Source organism: Ensifer sp. Root558 (assembly GCF_001427045.1).
In the GTDB taxonomy this organism is placed as follows: Bacteria; Pseudomonadota; Alphaproteobacteria; order Rhizobiales; family Rhizobiaceae; genus Ensifer; species Ensifer adhaerens.
Window position 1 is genome coordinate 1 of the sequence record NZ_LMGC01000038.1, and the last position, 19,730, is coordinate 19,730.

Annotated in this window: 21 protein-coding genes and 1 pseudogene; 10 read left to right on the forward strand and 12 right to left on the reverse strand. The window is 63.1% G+C overall.

Annotated features, from left to right (window positions below; all coding sequences use genetic code 11):
• Window positions 1–161 precede the first annotated feature (161 nt).
• The coding region (locus ASD63_RS32015) for an NAD-dependent succinate-semialdehyde dehydrogenase (RefSeq protein ID WP_244497299.1) at window positions 162–1,543 on the forward strand (1,382 nt) is incomplete at its 3' end.
• Window positions 1,544–1,577: 34 nt separating this feature from the next.
• Complete coding sequence (locus ASD63_RS35825; RefSeq protein ID WP_280138324.1) at window positions 1,578–1,748, forward strand: aldehyde dehydrogenase family protein; 171 nt, start codon at window positions 1,578–1,580, stop codon at window positions 1,746–1,748.
• A 71-nt stretch (window positions 1,749–1,819) separates the two neighbouring features.
• Here the strand turns inward: ASD63_RS35825 and ASD63_RS32020 are convergent, their stop codons facing one another.
• Window positions 1,820–2,113: a type II toxin-antitoxin system RelE/ParE family toxin gene (locus ASD63_RS32020; RefSeq protein WP_034798189.1), complete on the reverse strand. Its 294-nt coding sequence runs from the start codon at window positions 2,111–2,113 to the stop codon at window positions 1,820–1,822.
• Window positions 2,113–2,361 (reverse strand): type II toxin-antitoxin system ParD family antitoxin, encoded by a 249-nt coding sequence (locus ASD63_RS32025; RefSeq protein ID WP_034798187.1) that lies wholly within the window; start codon window positions 2,359–2,361, stop codon window positions 2,113–2,115. Before ASD63_RS32025 ends, ASD63_RS32020 begins: the two co-directional genes overlap by 1 nt.
• Before the next feature lie 270 nt (window positions 2,362–2,631).
• Here ASD63_RS32025 and ASD63_RS32030 point away from each other — a divergent pair, with 270 nt between their 5' ends.
• The gene (locus tag ASD63_RS32030) at window positions 2,632–4,089 is read left to right on the forward strand and encodes an MDR family MFS transporter (protein WP_244496897.1); all 1,458 of its coding nucleotides are present in this window, start codon (window positions 2,632–2,634) and stop codon (window positions 4,087–4,089) included.
• A 50-nt stretch (window positions 4,090–4,139) separates the two neighbouring features.
• Here the strand turns inward: ASD63_RS32030 and ASD63_RS32035 are convergent, their stop codons facing one another.
• From ASD63_RS32035 to ASD63_RS32050, 4 genes are all read right to left on the reverse strand, one after another.
• A complete protein-coding gene (locus ASD63_RS32035) occupies window positions 4,140–6,833 on the reverse strand; it encodes a TonB-dependent receptor (protein ID WP_060530491.1) in 2,694 nt (897 codons plus the stop codon).
• A 125-nt stretch (window positions 6,834–6,958) separates the two neighbouring features.
• On the reverse strand, window positions 6,959–7,942 hold the full coding sequence (locus ASD63_RS32040; RefSeq protein ID WP_060530492.1) for a FecR domain-containing protein: 984 nt from the start codon (window positions 7,940–7,942) through the stop codon (window positions 6,959–6,961).
• A 12-nt stretch (window positions 7,943–7,954) separates the two neighbouring features.
• Window positions 7,955–8,467, reverse strand: a complete 513-nt coding sequence (locus tag ASD63_RS32045; RefSeq protein WP_060530493.1) for a sigma-70 family RNA polymerase sigma factor — start codon at window positions 8,465–8,467, stop codon at window positions 7,955–7,957.
• 265 nt (window positions 8,468–8,732) lie between these two features.
• Window positions 8,733–9,569: an oxidoreductase gene (locus ASD63_RS32050; RefSeq protein ID WP_060530560.1), complete on the reverse strand. Its 837-nt coding sequence runs from the start codon at window positions 9,567–9,569 to the stop codon at window positions 8,733–8,735.
• Between the two features lie 116 nt (window positions 9,570–9,685).
• On the opposite strand from ASD63_RS32050, the gene ASD63_RS32055 reads away from it, so the two are divergent.
• The 5 genes from ASD63_RS32055 (at window position 9,686) to ASD63_RS32070 (ending at window position 14,110) form a co-directional block, all read left to right on the forward strand.
• Window positions 9,686–10,588: a LysR family transcriptional regulator gene (locus ASD63_RS32055; RefSeq protein WP_060530494.1), complete on the forward strand. Its 903-nt coding sequence runs from the start codon at window positions 9,686–9,688 to the stop codon at window positions 10,586–10,588.
• Between the two features lie 245 nt (window positions 10,589–10,833).
• Window positions 10,834–11,088 carry a hypothetical protein gene (locus tag ASD63_RS36440; protein ID WP_244497300.1) on the forward strand — a complete coding sequence of 85 codons (255 nt, stop codon included), beginning with the start codon at window positions 10,834–10,836 and terminating at the stop codon, window positions 11,086–11,088.
• The gene (locus ASD63_RS32060) at window positions 11,085–12,110 is read left to right on the forward strand and encodes a HAMP domain-containing sensor histidine kinase (RefSeq protein WP_244497301.1); all 1,026 of its coding nucleotides are present in this window, start codon (window positions 11,085–11,087) and stop codon (window positions 12,108–12,110) included. The genes ASD63_RS36440 and ASD63_RS32060 overlap by 4 nt, the downstream gene beginning before the upstream one ends.
• A 259-nt stretch (window positions 12,111–12,369) precedes the next feature.
• Window positions 12,370–13,722 carry a DUF2778 domain-containing protein gene (locus tag ASD63_RS32065; RefSeq protein ID WP_244497302.1) on the forward strand — a complete coding sequence of 451 codons (1,353 nt, stop codon included), beginning with the start codon at window positions 12,370–12,372 and terminating at the stop codon, window positions 13,720–13,722.
• A gap of 121 nt (window positions 13,723–13,843) precedes the next feature.
• Entirely contained in the window at window positions 13,844–14,110 is a 267-nt protein-coding gene (locus tag ASD63_RS32070) for a DUF2277 domain-containing protein (RefSeq protein WP_034798165.1), read from the forward strand.
• A gap of 30 nt (window positions 14,111–14,140) precedes the next feature.
• Here the strand turns inward: ASD63_RS32070 and ASD63_RS32075 are convergent, their stop codons facing one another.
• From ASD63_RS32075 to ASD63_RS32095, 6 genes and pseudogenes are all read right to left on the reverse strand, one after another.
• Window positions 14,141–15,160, reverse strand: a complete 1,020-nt coding sequence (locus tag ASD63_RS32075; RefSeq protein WP_034798163.1) for a sulfate/molybdate ABC transporter ATP-binding protein — start codon at window positions 15,158–15,160, stop codon at window positions 14,141–14,143.
• Window positions 15,157–16,035 carry a sulfate ABC transporter permease subunit CysW gene (gene cysW, locus ASD63_RS32080; protein WP_034798161.1) on the reverse strand — a complete coding sequence of 293 codons (879 nt, stop codon included), beginning with the start codon at window positions 16,033–16,035 and terminating at the stop codon, window positions 15,157–15,159. The genes ASD63_RS32075 and cysW overlap by 4 nt, the downstream gene beginning before the upstream one ends.
• Before the next feature lie 2 nt (window positions 16,036–16,037).
• Window positions 16,038–16,859 carry a sulfate ABC transporter permease subunit CysT gene (gene cysT, locus ASD63_RS32085; RefSeq protein ID WP_060530495.1) on the reverse strand — a complete coding sequence of 274 codons (822 nt, stop codon included), beginning with the start codon at window positions 16,857–16,859 and terminating at the stop codon, window positions 16,038–16,040.
• A gap of 83 nt (window positions 16,860–16,942) precedes the next feature.
• Window positions 16,943–17,929, reverse strand: a complete 987-nt coding sequence (gene cysP / locus ASD63_RS32090) for a thiosulfate ABC transporter substrate-binding protein CysP (RefSeq protein WP_060530496.1) — start codon at window positions 17,927–17,929, stop codon at window positions 16,943–16,945.
• Window positions 17,930–18,094: 165 nt separating this feature from the next.
• Window positions 18,095–18,385: pseudogene (locus ASD63_RS34675) on the reverse strand (type II toxin-antitoxin system RelE/ParE family toxin).
• Window positions 18,382–18,657: a type II toxin-antitoxin system ParD family antitoxin gene (locus ASD63_RS32095; RefSeq protein ID WP_060530497.1), complete on the reverse strand. Its 276-nt coding sequence runs from the start codon at window positions 18,655–18,657 to the stop codon at window positions 18,382–18,384. The pseudogene ASD63_RS34675 and the gene ASD63_RS32095 overlap by 4 nt, the downstream one beginning before the upstream one ends.
• 135 nt (window positions 18,658–18,792) lie before the next feature.
• Between ASD63_RS32095 and ASD63_RS32100 the strand changes: the two genes are divergently transcribed.
• Together ASD63_RS32100 and ASD63_RS32105 are read left to right on the forward strand one after the other, a co-directional pair.
• Window positions 18,793–19,245 (forward strand): hypothetical protein, encoded by a 453-nt coding sequence (locus ASD63_RS32100; protein ID WP_034798155.1) that lies wholly within the window; start codon window positions 18,793–18,795, stop codon window positions 19,243–19,245.
• 32 nt (window positions 19,246–19,277) lie between these two features.
• Entirely contained in the window at window positions 19,278–19,724 is a 447-nt protein-coding gene (locus ASD63_RS32105) for an MEKHLA domain-containing protein (RefSeq protein WP_060530498.1), read from the forward strand.
• Window positions 19,725–19,730 lie beyond the last annotated feature (6 nt).

Sequence of the window (19,730 nt, forward strand, 5' to 3'; positions counted from 1 at the left end):
CCTTGAAACAAACCGACAATAGGGTTGCCGCCTTGCAACGGGGCGGCCACGTCCCCATCTCCAGATCTCAAGGTCGCCTGGCCAGGCGACCTGTTCCCCATTGACCTGATCCTACGGCATCGCGCTCAAAGCGGCGAACTTCATTCAGTAAAGGGTTTCCCATGGCTCACTAYCCAGACATCCTGCTTCATATCGACGGCGCCTGGCGGCCGGCGCGTTCCGGCAAGACCATTCCCGTCATCGACCCGGCCAACGAGGAAACGATCGGCCAGGTGGCCTGGGCCGAAGTGGAAGACCTCAATGAGGCGCTTGCGGCCGCCGAGAAGGGCTTCAAGACGTGGCGGGCAACCTCCGCCTTCGACCGCGCCCAGGTGATGCGGTSGGCAGCCGCCCTGCTGCGCGAACGGGCCGGCGACATCGCCTTTCTGATGACGCGCGAGCAAGGCAARCCGCTTGCCCAGTCGAAGGGCGAGATCCTTGGCGCCGCCGACATCATCGAGTGGTTCGCCGAGGAGGGAAAGCGGGCCTACGGCCAGATCATTCCGCCGCGCGCACCCGATGTCACCCAGATGACCGTCAAGCTGCCGGTCGGTCCGGTTGCCGCCTTCACGCCCTGGAACTTCCCGATCAACCAGGTGGTGCGCAAGCTGTCGGCGGCGCTGACCACCGGATGCTCGATCATCGTCAAGGCGCCCGAGGAAACACCGGCGTCGCCGGCCGARCTCATCCGCTGCTTCGTCGATGCCGGGCTTCCGGCCGGCGTCGTCAACCTYGTCTACGGCGTGCCCTCGGTCATCTCGGAATACCTGATCGCCCATCCGGTGATCCGCAAGATGTCGTTTACCGGCTCGACCCCGGTCGGCAAGATGCTGGCGGCCCTTGCCGGCCAGCACATGAAGCGCGCGACGATGGAACTGGGCGGGCATGCGCCTGTCATCGTCACCGATGATGCCGATGTCGAACGCGCCGTCGCCATCATGTCCGCCAGCAAGTACCGCAATGCCGGCCAGGTCTGCGTGTCGCCGACCCGCTTCCTCGTGCAGGAGCGCGTCGCCGATCAGTTCCTCGACGGCTTCGTCGCCGCCTCGAAGACGATCAAGGTCGGCAACGGTCTCGAAGCCGGCGTCGACATGGGGCCGCTTGCCAACGAGCGGCGCATCCCGGCGATCGAAAGCCTGGTTGCCGACGCGCTCGAGCATGGCGCCCGATTGGCGACCGGCGGCCATCGCATCGGCAACCGCGGCTACTTCTTCGAGCCGACGGTTCTGGCGGACGTGCCGCTTTCCGCCCGGATCATGAACGACGAGCCGTTCGGCCCGGTCTCGATCATCAATCGCTTCCATGATCTCGACGAGGCGATCAACGAGGCCAATCGCCTGCCCTTCGGTCTTGCGGCCTATGCCTTTACCGGATCGGAGCGCAGCGCCCACCGCCTGGCAAGCGAGGTCGAAAGCGGAATGATTTCGATCAACCATCTGGGCCTGGCGCTCCCCGAAGTCCCCTTCGGCGGCATCAAGGATTCCGGCTACGGCACCGAGGGCGGNGCGCGGAATTTCGACGGTCTGCTCCAGAGCGATATCGAGTCAAGCGAGGTCGAAAGCGGAATGATTTCGATCAACCATCTGGGCCTGGCGCTCCCCGAAGTCCCCTTCGGCGGCATCAAGGATTCCGGCTACGGCACCGAGGGCGGWTCCGAAGCGATCGAGGCCTATCTGGAAACACGCTTCGTCACGCGAAAGAGCGTCTGACACCGGCCGCAGGCAACTGCCTCGCGACCGAGAAGCAACAAGGGACGGCGCCCGATGGCGCCGTCCCCTGCTTAAAATGCGTTGCTGATCCAGTCCTCATGCCCATGACGGACGCGAACGACGAGGATGTCGCCGTCCGCCTCGACCCGGTAGACGACCAGATGCGCCTTGAACGGATGGATGCGCATCGGCGGCGACAGCTCCGTGCGTTCGCGCGCCATGCGCGGGTTGGCGGCAATCAAGGCGAATACGGCGAAGAGTTCATCGTGATATCGCCGCGCCTGGGCGGAGCCGAAAAGGCGCACCCCATCTGCGGCGATCGCGATGATGTCTTCTTCTGCCGCGACGGAAAGCCGAAACGCCATTATCCGCGCGGCACTTCAGCGCGCGTAAGCGCCGCGGAAAAGAGCTCGTCCTTGGAGCGGGACCCGACGCCGCTCTTCAGACCGTCGTCGACAAAGCGTTGCATCACCGCAACCTTGTCATTTCGCTCCTGATCCCTGCGGATGAGGTCGCGCACATAATCGCTGGCGTTGGCATAACGGCCCGTGCGCGTTTGCGCTTCCACCCAATCCTTCATCGGGTCGGGCAAGGATACGTTCATCGTCGCCATGTCGGTCTCCATTTCCTGCGGGCAAGCATGGCATACTTTGGCAAAGTTTGTCAAATCAGCAAGCCCAGGCTGCCGGTTTTCGCCCCGCACAGCCCCGCATCCTGCTACGCTCGTGCAGACCATCGTGCGGTGCATCGGAGGCGCCGGTCCGGTCTGATCGCCAAGGCGGTTGACTATCGGCATGCCAGCCTTTCTGAATGCCGTCGGCACTACTAAACGTCGGATTGCAATCAGGCCGCAAGAATGACTGAGACGCTTCATCGAAATGCAATGGCAGCAACGGGGTCCGCCCTTTCCGAGCCGGAAAAGAACGTCATCATCGGCGGCGTTCTTCTCTCCATGCTTCTGGCCGCGCTCGACCAGACGATCGTGGCGCCGGCGATGCCGACCATCGGCAAGGCGCTGGGACATAGCGACTACCTGCCCTGGGTCGTGACCGGCTACCTCCTGACCGCGACGGCCATGGCGCCGCTTTACGGCAAGATCTCGGATATCTACGGACGGCGGCCGACGATCTTTGCGGCCATCATCATTTTCCTTGCGGGATCGCTGATAAGCGCGCTGGCGCCCAACATGCTGACACTGATCGTAGGCCGTGCGGTGCAGGGTCTTGGTGGCGGCGGCCTGTTTGCGCTGGCGCAGACCGTCATCGGCGATCTCGTACCGCCCAAGGAACGGGCGCGTTACGCCGCCTGGATATCGGGAACCTGGGCGGTCGCGAGCATCGCCGGGCCGCTGCTCGGCGGCACCTTCGCCGAGCATCTGCACTGGTCGCTGATCTTCTGGATCAATATCCCGCTGGGGCTGGTGGCGATGGCGATCATCAACAAGCCGCTGAGGAAGCTGCCGACCGTCGCCCGCGCGCATCGTATCGACGGGGCCGGAGCTCTATTGCTCGTCGCTGCGACTTCGCTATTGCTGCTTGCGCTCAACTGGGGCGGCAGCCGCTATCCATGGCTTTCCGCCGTCATACTCGGCTTGCTTGGCGCTTCCGTCGTGCTCTGGTTCGCCTTTGCCTTGCGGCTGCGCAGGGCGAGCGAACCGCTGATCTCGCTGGAAGTGCTTGCCAATCCCATCGTCCGCTACGGAACGCTCGCGATGTTTCTGGCGCAGGGCGCCAATGTCGGGCTCTCGGTCTATATCCCCGTCTATGCGCAAACGTTCCATGGCCTGTCGGCCAGCAGTTCGGGCGTGGTGATGCTCGGCCTGCTGCTTGGGACCGTCTGTGGAGCGACGACCAGCGGGCGGACGATACCGCGCATCGTTCACTATAAGAGGATGGCGCTGGTCGGCGGCGCGCTGGCCTTGCTTTGCCTGGCGGCCCTTGCTGCTCTCGCCGGTCGGACCTCGCTCGTCGTCCTCGAAATGCTGACATTCGCCGCCGGTTTCGGCTCGGGCATGACCTTTCCGGTGGCGACGATTTCGGTCCAGAACGCCGTCGACCAGGCGCATCTTGGCGTCGCAACCGGTGTTCTGACGTTCCTGCGATCGCTCGGTGGCGCCCTCGGCGTCGCGGCATTCGGCGCGATCGCTCTTGGCAACGGACTGCCGCTTGCTGGCGAAGGGGTGGAACCGCTCGGCACGACGGTTACCTCGGCCGTGCCCTTCACCTATATCTTCATCGCGAGCGCCGCAGCGATGGCGGCGGCGCTCATCTTCTTTCATCTCATGCCGGAAAAACCACTGCGAGGCCGCGACGAAAATCCCGTCGCCGCAGTCGTCGAATAGCTGGCCGCGCCGGCGCCGGCGCGGTCATGAACGGCATGCGGTTCGCGGGCTCAGAACTCCGCCTTCAGCGACGCGTAGAAGGTACGTCCCGGGCCGGGCTGCTGCACCAGGCTCAAGGGATCGACATAATAGGCGTCGGTCAGGTTCTCGATGCGGAAGCTCGCCGTCAGGGTCTCGTTGATCCGGTACTCGGCGAACGCGTCCACCAGCGTATAGGGCTTCCAGTCGATCAGCGAGATGAACTGGGAAGCGCCCTGCGCGGTCACGTCGCCATGACCGATCGCGCGCGATCCTGTACGAGAAATCCGCCCGCCAACCGTCAAGGCGTCGTCGAGGAATGTCTGCGACAGCGTCAGCGCGACCGTGTATTCCGGCGGCACCTGGTTGGTGGCGTAGTCGGCATAGAGCGACTTGTGTCCGCAAGTGGTCGCTGTTCGGCAAAACTCGACGTCGGTGTAGTAGTTGGCGGCGAGCTCGGCGGTAAAGCCGCCGCGTTCATAACGACCGGACAGTTCTATGCCCTGGAAGTGCGCGCCGGCAATGTTGTGAATGCGCATGCCGGAGATCCCGCGCGGATCAGTATACCATTCGCGCGAGATGTAGTTGTCGACATTCCAGTCGAAGAAGCCGAGCTTCATCATCGCCTGGTCGTCGGCCGAAAATACGCCTTCGCGCCTCAGGTTGGTGCCCACCTCCCAATTGCTCGACCGTTCCGGCCGCAGGTTGGAATTGACGTTCATGGTGAAGGCCGAAACGCCCTCGAAGATGCTCGGCGAGCGCAGTGCGTTCGAGTAGTTCACATAAAATTGAGTGCCGTCGAAAGGCTCCAACGTCACGCCCACCGAGGGGCTGAAGCCGCCGTCGCTGAGGGCTGTGTCGTAGGTGTAGCCCGGTCGGGCCTGTTCGGGGGCATTTCGATCCTCGGTCCAGTAGTGCTGGTAGCGCAGGCCACCATTGATCGTCAGCCAATCGGTGGCTTTCCAGGCAGCCTTGGTGAAGGCCGCCGCCTCCTGCCGCGTGCCATCGCGAAGGTCGAGCCAGGTCTCCAGTTCCGGTGTGAACTTGCTCGGTCGCGTATCCTCGCTCAGGAACGACAGGCCGTAGGTCAGGTCGAGCGCGCCGTAGTCGGTCGACAAGACCGACGTGTTTGCGACATCGGCGCCCCACATGAAGGTGTCGGAGCCGGTGCGGAAATCGGCCGGCAGGCCGAAATCTCCGGGCTGCGGATAGAGCACGCCGCTCCGCCGGGGATTGCGCAGCTCCAGCCGCGTGGCCCAGAGATTGGCCTTGAGATCGATGAGGTCGTTGTCGTCAGGCTTCCAGCCGTATCGAAGCGTGCCGGCATCGACCTTCGTTCCCGCCGTCTGGCCCTGCTGCATCGCCTGACCCCGATCCGAGGTCAGGCGCGACGCCAGGAGGTCGCCGGCCTCGCTGCGAAAACCATTGTAGCCGAACTGCAGGCTGTGACCGTTCTCGAAGCGAACTGTGCCCTTGGCGAGATAGGACTTTGTCTGGAGCTGGGTGTTCAGCACCTCCTCGCCGGCGCGGTAGTTGGCGATGCCAATATTGTCGATATAGTCTTTCCAGCCCCGGGCGGGCGGCAGGCATACGCCGCTCTCATAGCAGAAGGGTCGCGGCCCCATACTCACCGGTACTGCCGAGGGTCCGTTGGTGCCCGCGTGATAGTTGCCCTGCCGGCGATAGGCGTAACCGGCAAGGAGGTCGACGTTTTCTTCCTGCATCGCACCGACGATGCTGCCCGAGCCGCTGGTCGGATCGAAGAACGAGGGGCGGTCCATTCCGTCGCTTTTTGCCGTTGCGACCGGAGGCGCCCAGGTGCCCCCCGGCCAGGCATAGCCCGCCGTGGTGCCGGCCGGCGGCGGCTTGGATGTGTTGGTGCCAAAGCCGCCTTTGACCCGAAGGCCGAATGTGTGCCCCTCCTTCACGATGTCGCCGGCGTCGAGCGTGCGCATCGCCACCGTGCCGGAGATACCGCTCGATGCGACGTCCGATCCCTTGGTGATATCGACGCCCCCCAGGAAATCCGGATCGACGAAGGTCCGGTTGGAGATGCCCTGATAGCCCTGATAGACCGTGGCCGAATTGCTGGCTCCGTCGACGGTGACGGCAACGCGGCCCATACCCTGCATGCCGCGGATGTTGACGTCGACGGCGCCGGCGCCGTTGCGCGCTTCGCCGGAAAGCACGCCCGGCGTGCCGCGGAAAATGTCGGCCGGGCTCGAGCCGCGGAAGCGGTCGATATTTTCTTGCGAGATGTAGGCGGTCGGCGCAGCCGTTTCATAGGGCGCATCCACCGGATTGATGATGCCGCCGCCGGCGACGATCGGCGCAAGCATCGTCTCGCCGTTGGCCGCACCGACCGCGTGCGCACCGGAAACGCGCTCGGTGATCGTGACGGTCCCGCCGTTCAGGCTATAGGAGAGGCCGCTGCCGGACAAAAGCTGGGAGAGCGCCTCTGCCGGGGGGATCGGTCCGCTGACGGCAGGCGCGGATTTCCCCTGGGTCAGCGATGCCGAATAGGCAAGTCTCAGCCCCGACTGCCGCGCAAATGCCGTAAGCGCCGCGGTCAGGGACTGCGCCGGTATGTCGAAGGTGGTGGCGCCGGAACGGGCAGACCGTTCCTGTTGTGCCAGAGCCGGCATTGCCGTTTGAAGTGAACCGACCGCCGTGGTTGCGACCACGACCGCGCCAAGAAGTTTGTTTCGCCCCGTTTGTCTGGACATCTGATCCCTATTCCCATGCTTTGAGCGAGGGATCGTTCTTCCTGCTGGCAGGACACACCCCTCAAAAGCCGAGACGAGGCGTCACCCAAAAACCCGCAACGATGTTCGAAAAAAAATGAAACCGGCTAGACCGCCGAGATCAATGTCACGAAGCGCGTCATGCGCGTGACCCGGATCGGCAGGCCGGACGCAAGTGCTGAAAGCGAGGCGTCAGGGGTTCTGAGATCCAGCACCGCGCTGACCAATGTCGACTTCGAGCGGTCGTGGCTGAAGACGATCCAGCCGCCGTGATAGCGGCTAAGGGCAGCGACGACGTCGCCGAGCCTGCGGTTTTCGGCGACATACATGCCGGACTGCCATGCGAGTGCGATTGCCGGATCCTGCACGACAGGGTTACCGATGGCGCCGTCACCCCCGACCGACACGCGCTCTCCCTCGGCGATCGTAACGCCCATGAGGTCCCCGCCTGCCATTGGCGATACGCGAACGGAATGGCGGGTGACAGCAATGCCGAGCGAACCATCGGCGGCATTGGCGTCCACGTCGAAGGCGGTTCCAAGGGCCTTGACGATGGTTTCACCTGAGGCAACCTGAAAGGGTCGTGCGTCCGCCGCCACGTCGAAGAATGCCTGGCCTTCCTTCAGAACCACCCGGCGCGCCCGTTCGTCGAAATCCACGTCCATCGCAGTGCGCGCGTTGAGGACCACCCGTGACCCGTCGGGCAGGTCGATCGAACGCGTCTCTGCCGTGGTGGTCGCATAGTCGGAGCCGAGGATGCGCAGCCAGGGGCGCGAAGCGGCAAGCCCGCCTCCCAGAACAGCGATGCCGAACGCGCCGGTCAGAAGACGGCGGCGCGAAAGGAGTGCGGTGTCGCGGCCGGGATAGACGAGACCGGTTTGGCGATCGCGCCGCAGATGTGCCGCATCGTCCCACAAGGCTTCCGCTTCGACCGCCGCCGCCTCGTGCTCGGCACTTTGTCCGCGCCACGCATGATAGGCGCGTTGGTCCTCGCTGGTCGCCTCGCCGGAATGCAGCCGGACGACCCAGGCGAGCGCCGCGTCGGAGATGTCCCTTGCGGGACATTGCGTTGTCGCTGATGCCGGTTTCATCGCCGCCCCTTGTCAGACATGGTCCAGCTCGCGCCGCACGTCGCGGCAATGGCTCAGGGCACGCAGCATGTGCTTTTCGACCATGCTGACCGAGATACCCAGCGTTTCGGCTATTTCGCGGTGCGAAAGGCCCTCGACCTTGTTCATGATGAAGGCCGTTCGGCAGGCCACGGGCAACTCGTTCAAGAGAACGGAAAGGGCTGCGACCTTGTCGCGAAATTCCAGCCGCAACGCAAAATCGTCCGACGATGACAGACGGTCTGCCTGGTCCAATTCGACCCGGCGCGACCACTCCCGCTCGAGCTTGATGCGAAAGTCGATCGCCGCATTTCGCGCTGCCCTGAACAGGTAGGAACGCGGGTGCTCGACGCTGCGGCGGTCTACCCTCACCATGCGCAGATAGGCGTTCTGCACAACTTCCTCACCGTCATCCCGATTGCCGATCAGGCGCGATGCATAGCGCACCACCTCCTTGTGGTGACGTCTGAAGAGCAGACCGAGCCAGTGATTGAGAGAGCTTGCCATCAGCCACCCTTCCTAGCGAAGCGCGCCACGGCGGTCTTGGGGGTGGATTTCTTCAGGCATGATGCAAACTTCGCGGGAAAACCTGCGGCTCGTCCGATGCGGCACGCTAATACTTGTCTCTTATACTCATGTTTTAGAGCCCGACAAGCGCCTTTGCGCGAAAACGCGGGGATTGGATCGCCGGCACCGAACCCCGGATGGCTCCGGGCAGTCGGTACCGGCGGCATTTATTGCTGATCAGAAGAAAATCGATCCAGGCTCTGTTTCAAACGGCCTGTTCGAAGTCTGTCGAAACGGAAACCGTGTGCCACTGGGCAAGAAGATCGCGATCCGAAGCGTGTTTGGCCTCGATCGCAGCCACCGTGTCGCTGCCAAGCGGAAGCCGGACCGGCGGCTGCTCCGCATCGACGAACGCGATCAGTACGTCCGCAAGCCTGTCGGGGTTGCCCGGCTGGTTGTGGCTGATCTCCTTCGCCTTGCTGCGAACGGCACCTGCGGTCTCCGCATAGTCGCTGATCTCGATCGGGCTGACGCTCAGTGATGTCGAGTCGAGAAAATCCGTGCGGAAATAACCGGGCTCGATCGCCGTCGCGTAGATTCCGAGGGGCGCGAGTTCCGCCGCCAAAGCCTCGGTCAGTCCCTCGACGGCAAACTTCGTCGAGCAGTAAACGCCGAAACCAGGTCCGCTGCGGTAGCCGCCGACGGATGAGAAGTTGAGGATCCGCCCATGGCGTTGGCGGCGCATGTGCGGCAGCACCGCGCGGGTCACGGCCAGAAGTCCGAAGACGTTGGTCCGATAGAGCGCTTCAATCTCGGGACCTGTCGCTTCCTCGACCGCGCCCAGGAGACCGTAGCCGGCGTTGTTGACCAGGATGTCGATGCGCCCGAAGCGCGCGATCGCCTGGCCCACAGCCTGATGCGCCTGGGCCTCGTCAGTGACGTCGAGCGCGACCGCCAGGAGATTGGGATGATCCCCGAAGCGGTCCGCGATCGCCCTGGGATTGCGCGCCGTCGCGACCACCTGATCACCCTTCGCCAGGGCCTTTTCAACGATAAGAGCACCAAATCCACGGGATGCGCCAGTGATGAACCACGTATGCATGTGAACCTCCGGTTTGTTTCGCCGCTCGATCGTCGGCGGCTGGGAAGGTTGTACTGCGAGACGTCTGCTGAGATAATCGACTGGATTCTTGTTGATTTGTTGAATAGCATTCATCAATGCGAACCATATCGCCGTCCGACCTGTCGCCTTTCCTTGCGCTCGCCCGCCACCAGAGCTTCCGCCGTGCCGCCGACGAGATCGGCTGCACGCCGTCCGCACTCAGCCACGCCTTGAAGGCGCTTGAGGAGCGCCTGGACCTTAGGCTCTTCAACCGGACCACCCGCAGCGTTGCGCTGACCGAGGCGGGAGAACTTCTGCTCGCCCGCGTGGCGCCCGCCTTCCGCGACATCGAGGACGCCCTTGACGATCTCAACAATTTCCGGGGAGCGCCGATCGGACGGTTGAGGCTCAACACGGCGCGCGCTTCGGCAAAAATGGTTCTCCTGCCAATCGTTGCGCGGTTTCTCGAAAGTCATCCGAAGGTCAACATCGAGATCGTCGTCGATAACGACCTTGTCGACATGGTGTCGGAGGGTTTCGATGCGGGTGTTCGCTTTGGCGAGATCGTCGCGCAGGACATGATCGCCGTCCCGATCGGTCCGCGCCAGCGTACCGCGATCGTGGCAACACCTTCCTTCTTCGAGCGCCACGCAAGGCCGACCGCTCCCGAGCATCTGAAGGCGCTGTCCTGCATCGGACTGCGCTTCGGCAGCGGAAGGCTCTATGCCTGGGAGTTCGAGCGCGGCGGTGTCGAAGTTCAGGTCGAGGTGACCGGTGCCCTGATCGTCGATGACCAGGACACGATGGTCGATGCGGCCCTTCTCGGCGCGGGGATCGCCTTTGCCTTCGAGGACCAGGTGCGCGCGCTCATCGACGAGGGCAAGCTGGTCCGCGTCCTTGAAGACTGGTGCCCCTATTATGGTGGCTTCTATCTCTATTATCCGAGCCGACGCCAGATGCCGGCGGCGCTCAGGGCATTCGTCGATTTCGCCAGGGTCTGGGACAAGTCAACGCCTTGAGCCGTAACGGCGCAAGCGATCGTCGAGCCCGCTCGCTGCCCCCCCCTTTCCGCGTAATGTCCGTGCAACCTCGCGTTTACAATCGTCTCGGCAAGGTTTTACTGACACCGGTCTATGCCGCCTCAATAAAAGCGTCAGCCGAACGGCGTTGCCGGTCCAACAACATGGTGCGGATAGTGTGGAAGCTCTGGCCACGGTCTCTCAAGCAACGTCTCATTGCACACTTGCTGGTTCTGCAGCTGGCGGTGCTTCTTGCGTTCGGCATATCCTTCGTCACGCTGCTCGTCGTCGCTGACGAAGGCGGCGCGCTCGTCAGTCCCGCCCCGGTCGAGACGGCGTTCCGCGCGATCAAGCGGAGTGCCAGCGGCAAGCTCGAACTCGCTGACACCGCGGAACTGGCACGCGTTCGTCGCGAGCAACCGCATTTCTGGTTCATCGCGCGCAGCGACGGGGCGAGATCGTTCAGTCCGGCGACGTACCGGACATCTACCGCGGCATGACCGTGGCCCTCGACCGAATGACCTATTCGGACATCCGCGACGACGGCCCGCCATCGAACTATCTCGCCGTCATCCGGCGCATGACAAACGAGGAAGGCAGCTTCACCGTATTCGGACAGGGAACGCTTCTGAGCCAACCTTCGCTCATCCTCTCGTTCTCACGCCTGTTCGTCGCGCCGATGCTGGTGCTGCTCGCGCTCGTCACGATCTTCGCGGTGCCCCGCATCGTCAACCGGGCGATCCGGGGCATCTCCGATCTCGCCCGCGAAACGGATGAGATCAACATTACGCACCGGAGCCACCGGCTGGCCGAAACGGCGGTTCCGAGCGAGGTCCGCCCGCTCGTGCGCGGCATCAACAGCGCCCTTCACCGGCTCGATCAATCCTATGGCCAACATCAGCGCTTCATTCTCGACGCCGCCCATGAGCTGCGGACGCCTGTGGCCATTCTTCAGGCGCGGCTCGACTTGCTCGCCTCAGGGCCGGAGCGCGACCGGTTGATCTCCGACTGCGAAAGGATTTCAGCGCTTGCCGAGCAGTTGCTCGATCTGCAACGGCTGGAAGCCGACGCCAGGCCCTTCACCGCCGTGGACCTCGTCGCGCTCTGCCGCAACGTCGCTGCCGACCTTGCTCCGCTCGCCATCGACGAAGGCTACGACCTGTCGTTTGAACAAAACACCGAGCAGTCGCTGATACAGGGCGACGCAGTCTCGCTCGAACGGGCGGTTACCAATCTCGTCCAGAACGCGATCGAGCATGCCGGGAACCAGGGCGTGATCGTCGTACGGGTCGAGCCGGACGGCGTGATCGAAGTCAGCGACGACGGCCCGGGCATCCCGGAGGCGGAACGCGAGCGCGTCTTCGAGGCTTTTTACCGCCTCAAGCCGCGCGAACGTGGCGCTGGTCTCGGCCTCAATCTCGTTCTGCAAATCGCGCAGCGACACAAAGGCCGCGTGAGCATCCTCACCTCACAGAGCGGCGGTGCCTGCTTCCGGCTGGCCTTTGAGAACGGACGCATCTGAGCTGCAATCCGTAGTACCCCCAACAGGCAAGTGTGAGCGTAGTCCGAGTACCAGCCGCCCGAAAGCGGCCGAAATGGGCCCTTTCGGCGGAAAAAAATCGATCCGGGATCTATTTCGGCGGTTGGAAAGCAAAATTTAACCATACTTCTCCATCTTTTGTCCATCAGTCGTCAAGAAGGGGACAATCCAGAAATCGCGCAGCGGCGTTCGCTCGCCGGGCTGAGAGCCTTTGTGAGATTTTCTGGCTTGATTTGCGTTGTTGAGTAAGATCATTCGCCCACAGTCTTTGCACCGTCTGTTGCGCCCATTGCTGATCGCTTGCTGCGGCACCGCCCTCGTCGGCGCGGCTGCGTGGTCGCTTGTCGGCATGGCCGCGATCGGCAGTTCCTACGCGCATGGTTCCGGCCGCCTGCTGCCGAAGCCGCAGCTGCATTTGGCCGAGACGACCAAAGAGCGCGCCTGGGACAAGCACGCCAGAACCAACCAGGCGACGCGGCTCGTGGCCGCCGCCGCGGCGCAGCCCGTCATGGTCGCAAGCCTCGCTCCCAGCGAGGCGAGGTTCGGGCACGATGCCCTGTTCCCGATAGATGCGGAAACGATCGGCAAGAGCGCCCGGATTGCAGCCGCGGTGAAAAAGGCTGTTCTCTCGTCCGAGAAAGTCGCGAGCAACCCCGTTCCCGCTACCCAGGTTCACCATCAGATCGCAACGGTAAAGCTCCCGGCGCCAGAACGCTTCGCGCCGGTGGCGTCTGTTGCCATTGCCAAGAACCCGGTCCAGCTCGCCTACGCCACCCCCTCACAGAGCCACGTGGAAGGCAGCGCCTTTTCGGCTCTGTTGACGGCGCCGTCCGAGGACGATCTCGCCGAACAACCGGACCAGGACCAGGCTGAAGACACGGCCGCCCTGCCGAGCCATGAGGACACGCCCTCGGTCGGTCCCATGCCGCAATTCCGCCCCCGCACCGCGCAAGCGGAAAAGCCGCCCGCCGAAGACGAAAAGCCTGCGACCAAGCAGGCGGAAGACGCAGCGGTGAAAAAGGAAGAAGAGACAGCCAAGGCAGACGCGGACGAAGCGCCGAAGAAGCAGAAACTTGCCTATGCACGGCCGGAAGATCCGACCGAGAACAGTGCCGGCACCGGTTTCGGCCAGGCGTTGCGTAACATGTTTGGCGGCGGAGCGAAGGCCGGCAACGGCGTCGCCGTCTACGACATCACCGCTGCCAAGGTCTATATGCCTGACGGCAGTGTGCTCGAGGCGCATTCCGGTATCGGCAAGATGGCCGACAACCCGCGCTACGTCGACGTCAAAATGACCGGACCGACCCCGCCGCACACCTACAATCTCAGGATGCGCGAAACGCGTTTCCACGGGGTCGAGGCAATCCGCATGCTGCCGGTCGACGGAAGGAACAAGCACGGCCGCGACGGTTTCCTGACGCATAGCTACCTGCTGCGCGGCAAGCGCGCGGAATCCCATGGCTGCGTCGCCTTCGCCGACTATCCGCGTTTCCTGACCGCCTTCAAGCAGGGCAAGGTCAAGCAGATCGTCGTGGTGCCGAGCGGCGGACGCGCGGCCGGCATGCGCCTGGCACAGAACGGCCGGAACTCCTGAGCGGAGCCGGCCAACGGTTGGATCGCAGGCAGCGGACGGTAAAGGTCTTTCGCTGACGAGGAACGGGCACTAAGATCCGGCCCTCGACAGGAGCGAGAACGAAGAGGACCGGGAGCCCGTCATGTGCCGAAACATCAAACCCCTGTTCAATTTCGAGCCGCCGGCGACGAACGCCGAGATCCATGACGCTGCGCTGCAGTTCGTGCGCAAGCTAAGCGGAACGAGCAAGCCGTCCAAGCGGAACGAAGCGGCGTTCGAGCACGCGGTCAATTCGATTGCGGCATGCGCGCAAGAACTGCTCGATGCGCTCGAGACGTCACAGCCCCCACGCAACCGGGAAGAAGAAGCAGCCAAGGCGCGCGCTCGGTCCGCCCTCCGCTTCGCCTGACGGCGGCAAGAGGCTGGCCGCGCGCTCAGCCTAAATCGCAAATACCGTTGCCCGGCGCAGCGTCACGTAACCGGTGTCGCCGGCCTTCACGATCCGCTCCGGCTCCAGGTCCAACTCCAGCGGCACGCCACGCTCGGTCGTCGCGACCACCCGGCGGCCGCCAGGGCGATCCATCACCCGGCTGATATTGGCCGCGATACCCGGGCCTCCCGCCGCCCAGTCGAGATCGACCGGCCGGGCGTAAAGCTCGGCCTTGCCGTCGGCGATCCCTGCGGCATCGATGACCGCGCCATCGGCATAGGCCCGACCATCGCGCACCTCGGCGGGAAGCATGTTGGCATCGCCGAGGAACTTCATGACGAAGGCCGATTTCGGCTCGCGGCAGACCTCCTCCGGCGTGCCCTGTTGAACGATATGGCCATCCTTCAGGATCACCACGCGGTCGGCGAGATCGAGCGCCTCTTCCTGGTCGTGCGTGACGAAGAGCGTGGTGATGCCGAGCTCACTATGGATTTCGCGCAGCCAGCGTCGCAGCTCACGCCGGACATTGGCATCAAGCGCGCCGAAAGGCTCGTCCAGCAGCAGCACCTTTGGATCGACGGCAAGCGCGCGGGCAAGTGCGACGCGCTGGCGCTGACCGCCGGAGATCTGCGCCGGAAACCGTTCGCCGAGCCCTTCGAGGCGAACCAGGCGCAACAGTTCAGCGACCCGCGCATGGATGGCCGCCTTGTCGCGCTTGACCTTCGAGACCTCCATGCCGAAGGCGATGTTCTGCGCCACGGTCATATGCGGGAAAAGCGCGTAGTGCTGGAACACGAAGCCGACGCCGCGATCGCGCACCGGGATGTCGGTCGCATCCTGGTCGCCGAAATAGATGTGACCGCCATCGGCGAATTCGAGGCCGGCAACCATGCGCAATATCGTCGTCTTGCCAGAACCGGAGGGCCCAAGCAGCGCGACGAGCTCGCCGCTTTCGATCTCCAGGGAGACGTCCTTGACGGCACGGAAGGTTTGGAAAGTCTTGACGACGTGGTCAAGGCGGATCTTCATGATGCATTCTCCGCGGAATTGGCAACTGGGCGGACGCGGCCCGCCCCTTGGCGCTCCAGAGCGACCTTGGCGATGATGGTGAAGACGGCGATGAGCGCCAGAATGGACGCCGACGCAAAAGCGCCCGCCGCCTGATAGTCGTGATAGAGCAGCTCGATATGGAGCGGCAGGGTGTTGGTCTGGCCACGGATGTTACCAGAGACGACCGAAACCGCGCCGAACTCGCCCATCACGCGCGCATTACAAAGGACGACGCCGTAGAGCAGCGCCCACTTGATGTTGGGCAAGGTCACCGAAAAGAAGGTGCGGAAGCCGGAAGCGCCGAGGGAAACGGCCGCCTCTTCGAGATCGCGCCCCTGGGCCTGCATCAGCGGAATGAGCTCCCGGGCGACAAACGGCGCGGTGACGAACATCGAGGCGAGCACGATGCCTGGAATGGCAAACAGGATCTTGATGCCATAGGCATCAAGTGTCGGACCAAACAGGCCCTGCAGCCCGTAGACGAAGAGATAGGCAACACCCGCGACGATCGGTGAAACCGAGAACGGGATCTCGATCACCACCAGCAGGAAGCCCTTGCCGCGGAAATCGAATTTGGTGATCGCCCAGGCGGCGGCCACGCCGAAGGCGGTGTTGATGGGTACGGCGATCAGCGCCGCAAGCACGGTCAGCATGATCGCATGGCGCGTGTCGGGATGCAGGATCGTGTCGCGATAGACCTGCCAGCCTTTGGCAAAGGCTTCGACGCCGATGATCAGCAGCGGCGCGAGAATGAGGAATGCGCCGATGATCAGCACGATACCGATAAGGGCGCGGCGGAACACGGGGCCGTCACCGACCCGCGGCAGCGTGCGTACGGTCTTTTTGAAACTCATGGTCAAGACCTCCGCGTGTAGCGCAGCGCCCGCGCCTGCAGCCAGTTGGTTACCGCGAGCATGAGGAAGGCCGTGAGCAGCAGGACGGACGCGATCGCCGCCGCTGCCTGATAGTCGTATTCCTCAAGCCGGATGAAGATCAGCAGCGCGGTGATCTCGGTCGACATCGGCTGGTTGCCGGCGATGAAGATGATCGCGCCGAATTCGCCGAGCGAGCGGGCGAAGGACAAAGAGACGCCGGCGAGAAGCGCCGGTGTCAGCAGCGGCAGAATGACCTTGCGGAAGATCGCGAGGTCCGAGCCGCCAAGCGACTGGGCTGCCTCCTCCAGCGCCGGATCGAGATCCTCCAGTACCGGTTGCACCGTGCGCACGATGAAGGGCAGCGAGGTGAAGCACATGGCGATCATGATGCCGATAGGCGTATAGGCAACCTTGATGCCGTAGTCTTCGAGGATTGAGCCAAACACGCCGTTGGTCGTGAAAAGTGCGGTCAGCGAAATGCCGGCAACGGCCGTCGGCAAGGCAAACGGCAGGTCGACCATGGCATCGACGATGCGGCGCCCCGGAAAGCGGTAGCGCACCAGCACCCAGGCGAGCGCCAGGCCGAAGAAGAGATTAAAGAGCGTCGCGCCAAGGGCGGCCGTCACGGTGACGCGATAGCTTGCGAGTGCCCGCGGCGACGAGACGATCTGCCAGTAGTCGAGAGGGCCGAGGCTTGCGGCCTTGAACACGAGGGCTGCCAGCGGCAGAACGACGATCAGGCTCCCATAGAGCAGCGTCACCCCCAGCGACAGGCGTAACCCGGGCAGGACATTGCGTCTCAAGCGTTCATTTCCTTGTCATGTCATGGTGAAACCCGGCAGACGGTTCGTCTGCCGGGCTGACTGAATGCGAGTTTAAAGAGCGATCAGCGGCTGCCGTAGAGCTTGTCCAGAATGCCGTCGGAAGCGAAGTGCTCTGCCTGGATCTTGCTCCAGCCGCCAAAGACGTCGTCGACATTGACGAGGCGAATGTCGGGGAACTGCGCCTTGAATTCCCCGGCGACCTTTTCGTTGCGGACGCGGTGGCCGAACTCGGCGGCGATGCGCTGGCCTTCCTCGGTATAGAGGAAATCGAGATAGGTCTTGGCGAGCGCCTGAGTGCCGTGCTTCTCGGCGACCTTGTCGACGACCGCGACCGGGAACTCGGCGAGCAGGCTGACCGACGGGATGACGGCCTCGACCTTGTCGGCGCCATACTGTTTGGCGATGCTGCGGGTCTCTGCCTCGAAGGTGATCAGGACGTCGCCGGTTTCGCGCTCGACGAAGGTGGTCGTCGAGGCGCGGCCGCCGGTGTCGAACACCGGAACGTTGTCGAAGATCTTGGTAATGTAGGCTTCGATCTTCGCCTCGTCGCCTTCATAGGCCTCCTTGGCCCAGGCATAGGCCGCCAGATAGGTGTAGCGCGCATTGCCCGACGTTTTCGGATTGGGGAAGACAGCGTGAACATCGTCACGGGCGAGATCGGACCAGTCCTTGATGTTCTTCGGGTTGCCCTTGCGCACCAGGAAGGACGGGAAGGAATAGAAAGGCGAGGCATTGTTCGGGAACGCCTTCGCCCAATCCTTGGAGACAAAGCCGTTCTTGGCCAGGAACTCGATATCGGTGGTCTGGTTGAAGGTGACGACGTCGGCTTCCAGGCCTTCGAGGATCGAGCGGGCCTGCTTCGACGTGCCGGCATGCGACTGGTCGATGGTCACGCCCGGATGCTGCTTGATGAAGGCCTCGTTCTCGGCAACGAAGAGCTCGCGGGAAACGTCGTAGGAGGCGTTGAGAAGCTTCGTCGGCTCCTGTGCCAGCGCAGGGGTCACAAAGTGCGCGACAAGGGTGGCGCCGAGAATGAGGAGGCGTTTCATGCGGTTCTCCGGTGTTGATGCTGACCCAGAACCTATCGGCAGGCATGTGGGAGCGCGAGGGAACGCGGACCCTGGTTGTGCCAAGCCTTAGAAATTTCGTCTCGTTTCCGCTCAGTTTCGCGGAGTTTTTGCCTCAGCTTTCCCAAGGCAACCAATAGCTTACAGTCAGGGCTTATTCAGCACGCGCCACACGTCGATATGGTCGGCCCGTTGACGATAGAACACGAGGTATGGGTAGCTCTTCAGACCGACACTTCGCCAATGAGGGAGCGCCAGTTCGTAGGCAAAGCGCAACGAACCGGATTCCGGACGCGCAACAATCAACGCATAGGCAGCCTGAAACGCGTCGCCAAAAGCGTGAGCGACGTCAGCCCCAGCCTACGTTGCATAACACTCGATCGCCGCCTCGACGTCGCTGCTGGCCGGTTGACGCGAAATGACCGGCTTGTTGCTCACTTGGCCGATCGACCACGAACCCGGTCACGCAAATCGGCGAAGTAGCCAGCGTCGGTCGGGTCGGCTTGTGCGGAAGAGGCACCATCGAGCAATAGCCGACGCAGATTGAGCCAGTCCTGATCCCGGCGGATCAACTCCCGGATAGACTCGCTGCTCGTACCATAACCCCGCCGGGCGACCTGCTCGTCGACGAAGCTTTTGAGAGAGTCCGGGAGGGAAATGTTCATGGTGTTCATGGGTGGCAGAATAGCGCATTCGGCAAAAACTGGCATGAATGGTGATCTTTAACACCAGAGCCGATCGCCTTACGCGGGGAACCTCTCGGCCGCAGCAATATGACAATCGGGGACTAGATACATCCTTGGCGCTTTGACTAGATAGGCGTTCAAGGCAGGGTTGGCGATTCGATGACGATATACTTCAAGGCAGGAATTTCCGATGAAATGGCGCTCGGGATGATCGAGCGTTGTTTCTCCGATGCGAACGACTATGACGGCTATCTCGACATTTTTGCCGACTACACCGAAAAGACCGTCTCGTGGAGCAAGGGCAGATCCGTCGAGGAGTTCAAGGACCAGATCACCGAGGCGCTGCGCGCGGCCTGGGAAGCTTCGCCCTTCTGGCAGGTCTATGAGCGCCGCGAAGAGCGGGACGACGCCGGCACCAACGAAATTCGAAGGGCAGCGATCGCCCTGACCCGCACCTATGGCGGCGTGGTCGTGATCACGCTCAGCCTGCTTGGAAGGCGCAGCAGCGCAAATGACCTCGAGCTGGTGTTCGTCTGCTTCCAGGAAGATGCGCAACGCCGGAATTTCCGCGTGCGTTATGACGGGAAGTTCATTCCGTCCTTGAACGCCTGACGCCCACCCCGGCGCTATGGAGACGAAGGGCGATGACAACCGAATATGATGCCGATGACGCCTTCGCCCTGATCGTTGCAAGTTACCGCCAGGTGACCGGCAAAGAGCTGGTCGACCATCCGTTCGACGGCCGCTGGCTTTACGAGAACGCACCCTTTGCGCTTTTGGCGCACGACCGGTCGGACGACCCGCGTTTCTTCTACGCGAACAAAACCGCCCAGGCCTGCTTCGGCTACAGTTGGCAGGAGTTCATCGGCATGCCGTCGCGCCTCTCGGCCGAGGCGCCGAACCGCGAGGAACGGCAGCGTCTTTTAGACAGTGTCTCCACCAAGGGCTTCATCGACAGCTATCGTGGGCTTCGGATCGCAAAATCCGGACGCCGTTTCTGGATCGAGAACGCCATCGTGTGGCAGTTGGTGCGCGCCAACGGCGAACATGCCGGCCAGGCCGCCATGTTCCATAGCTGGAAGGATCTGTGAGCGCGA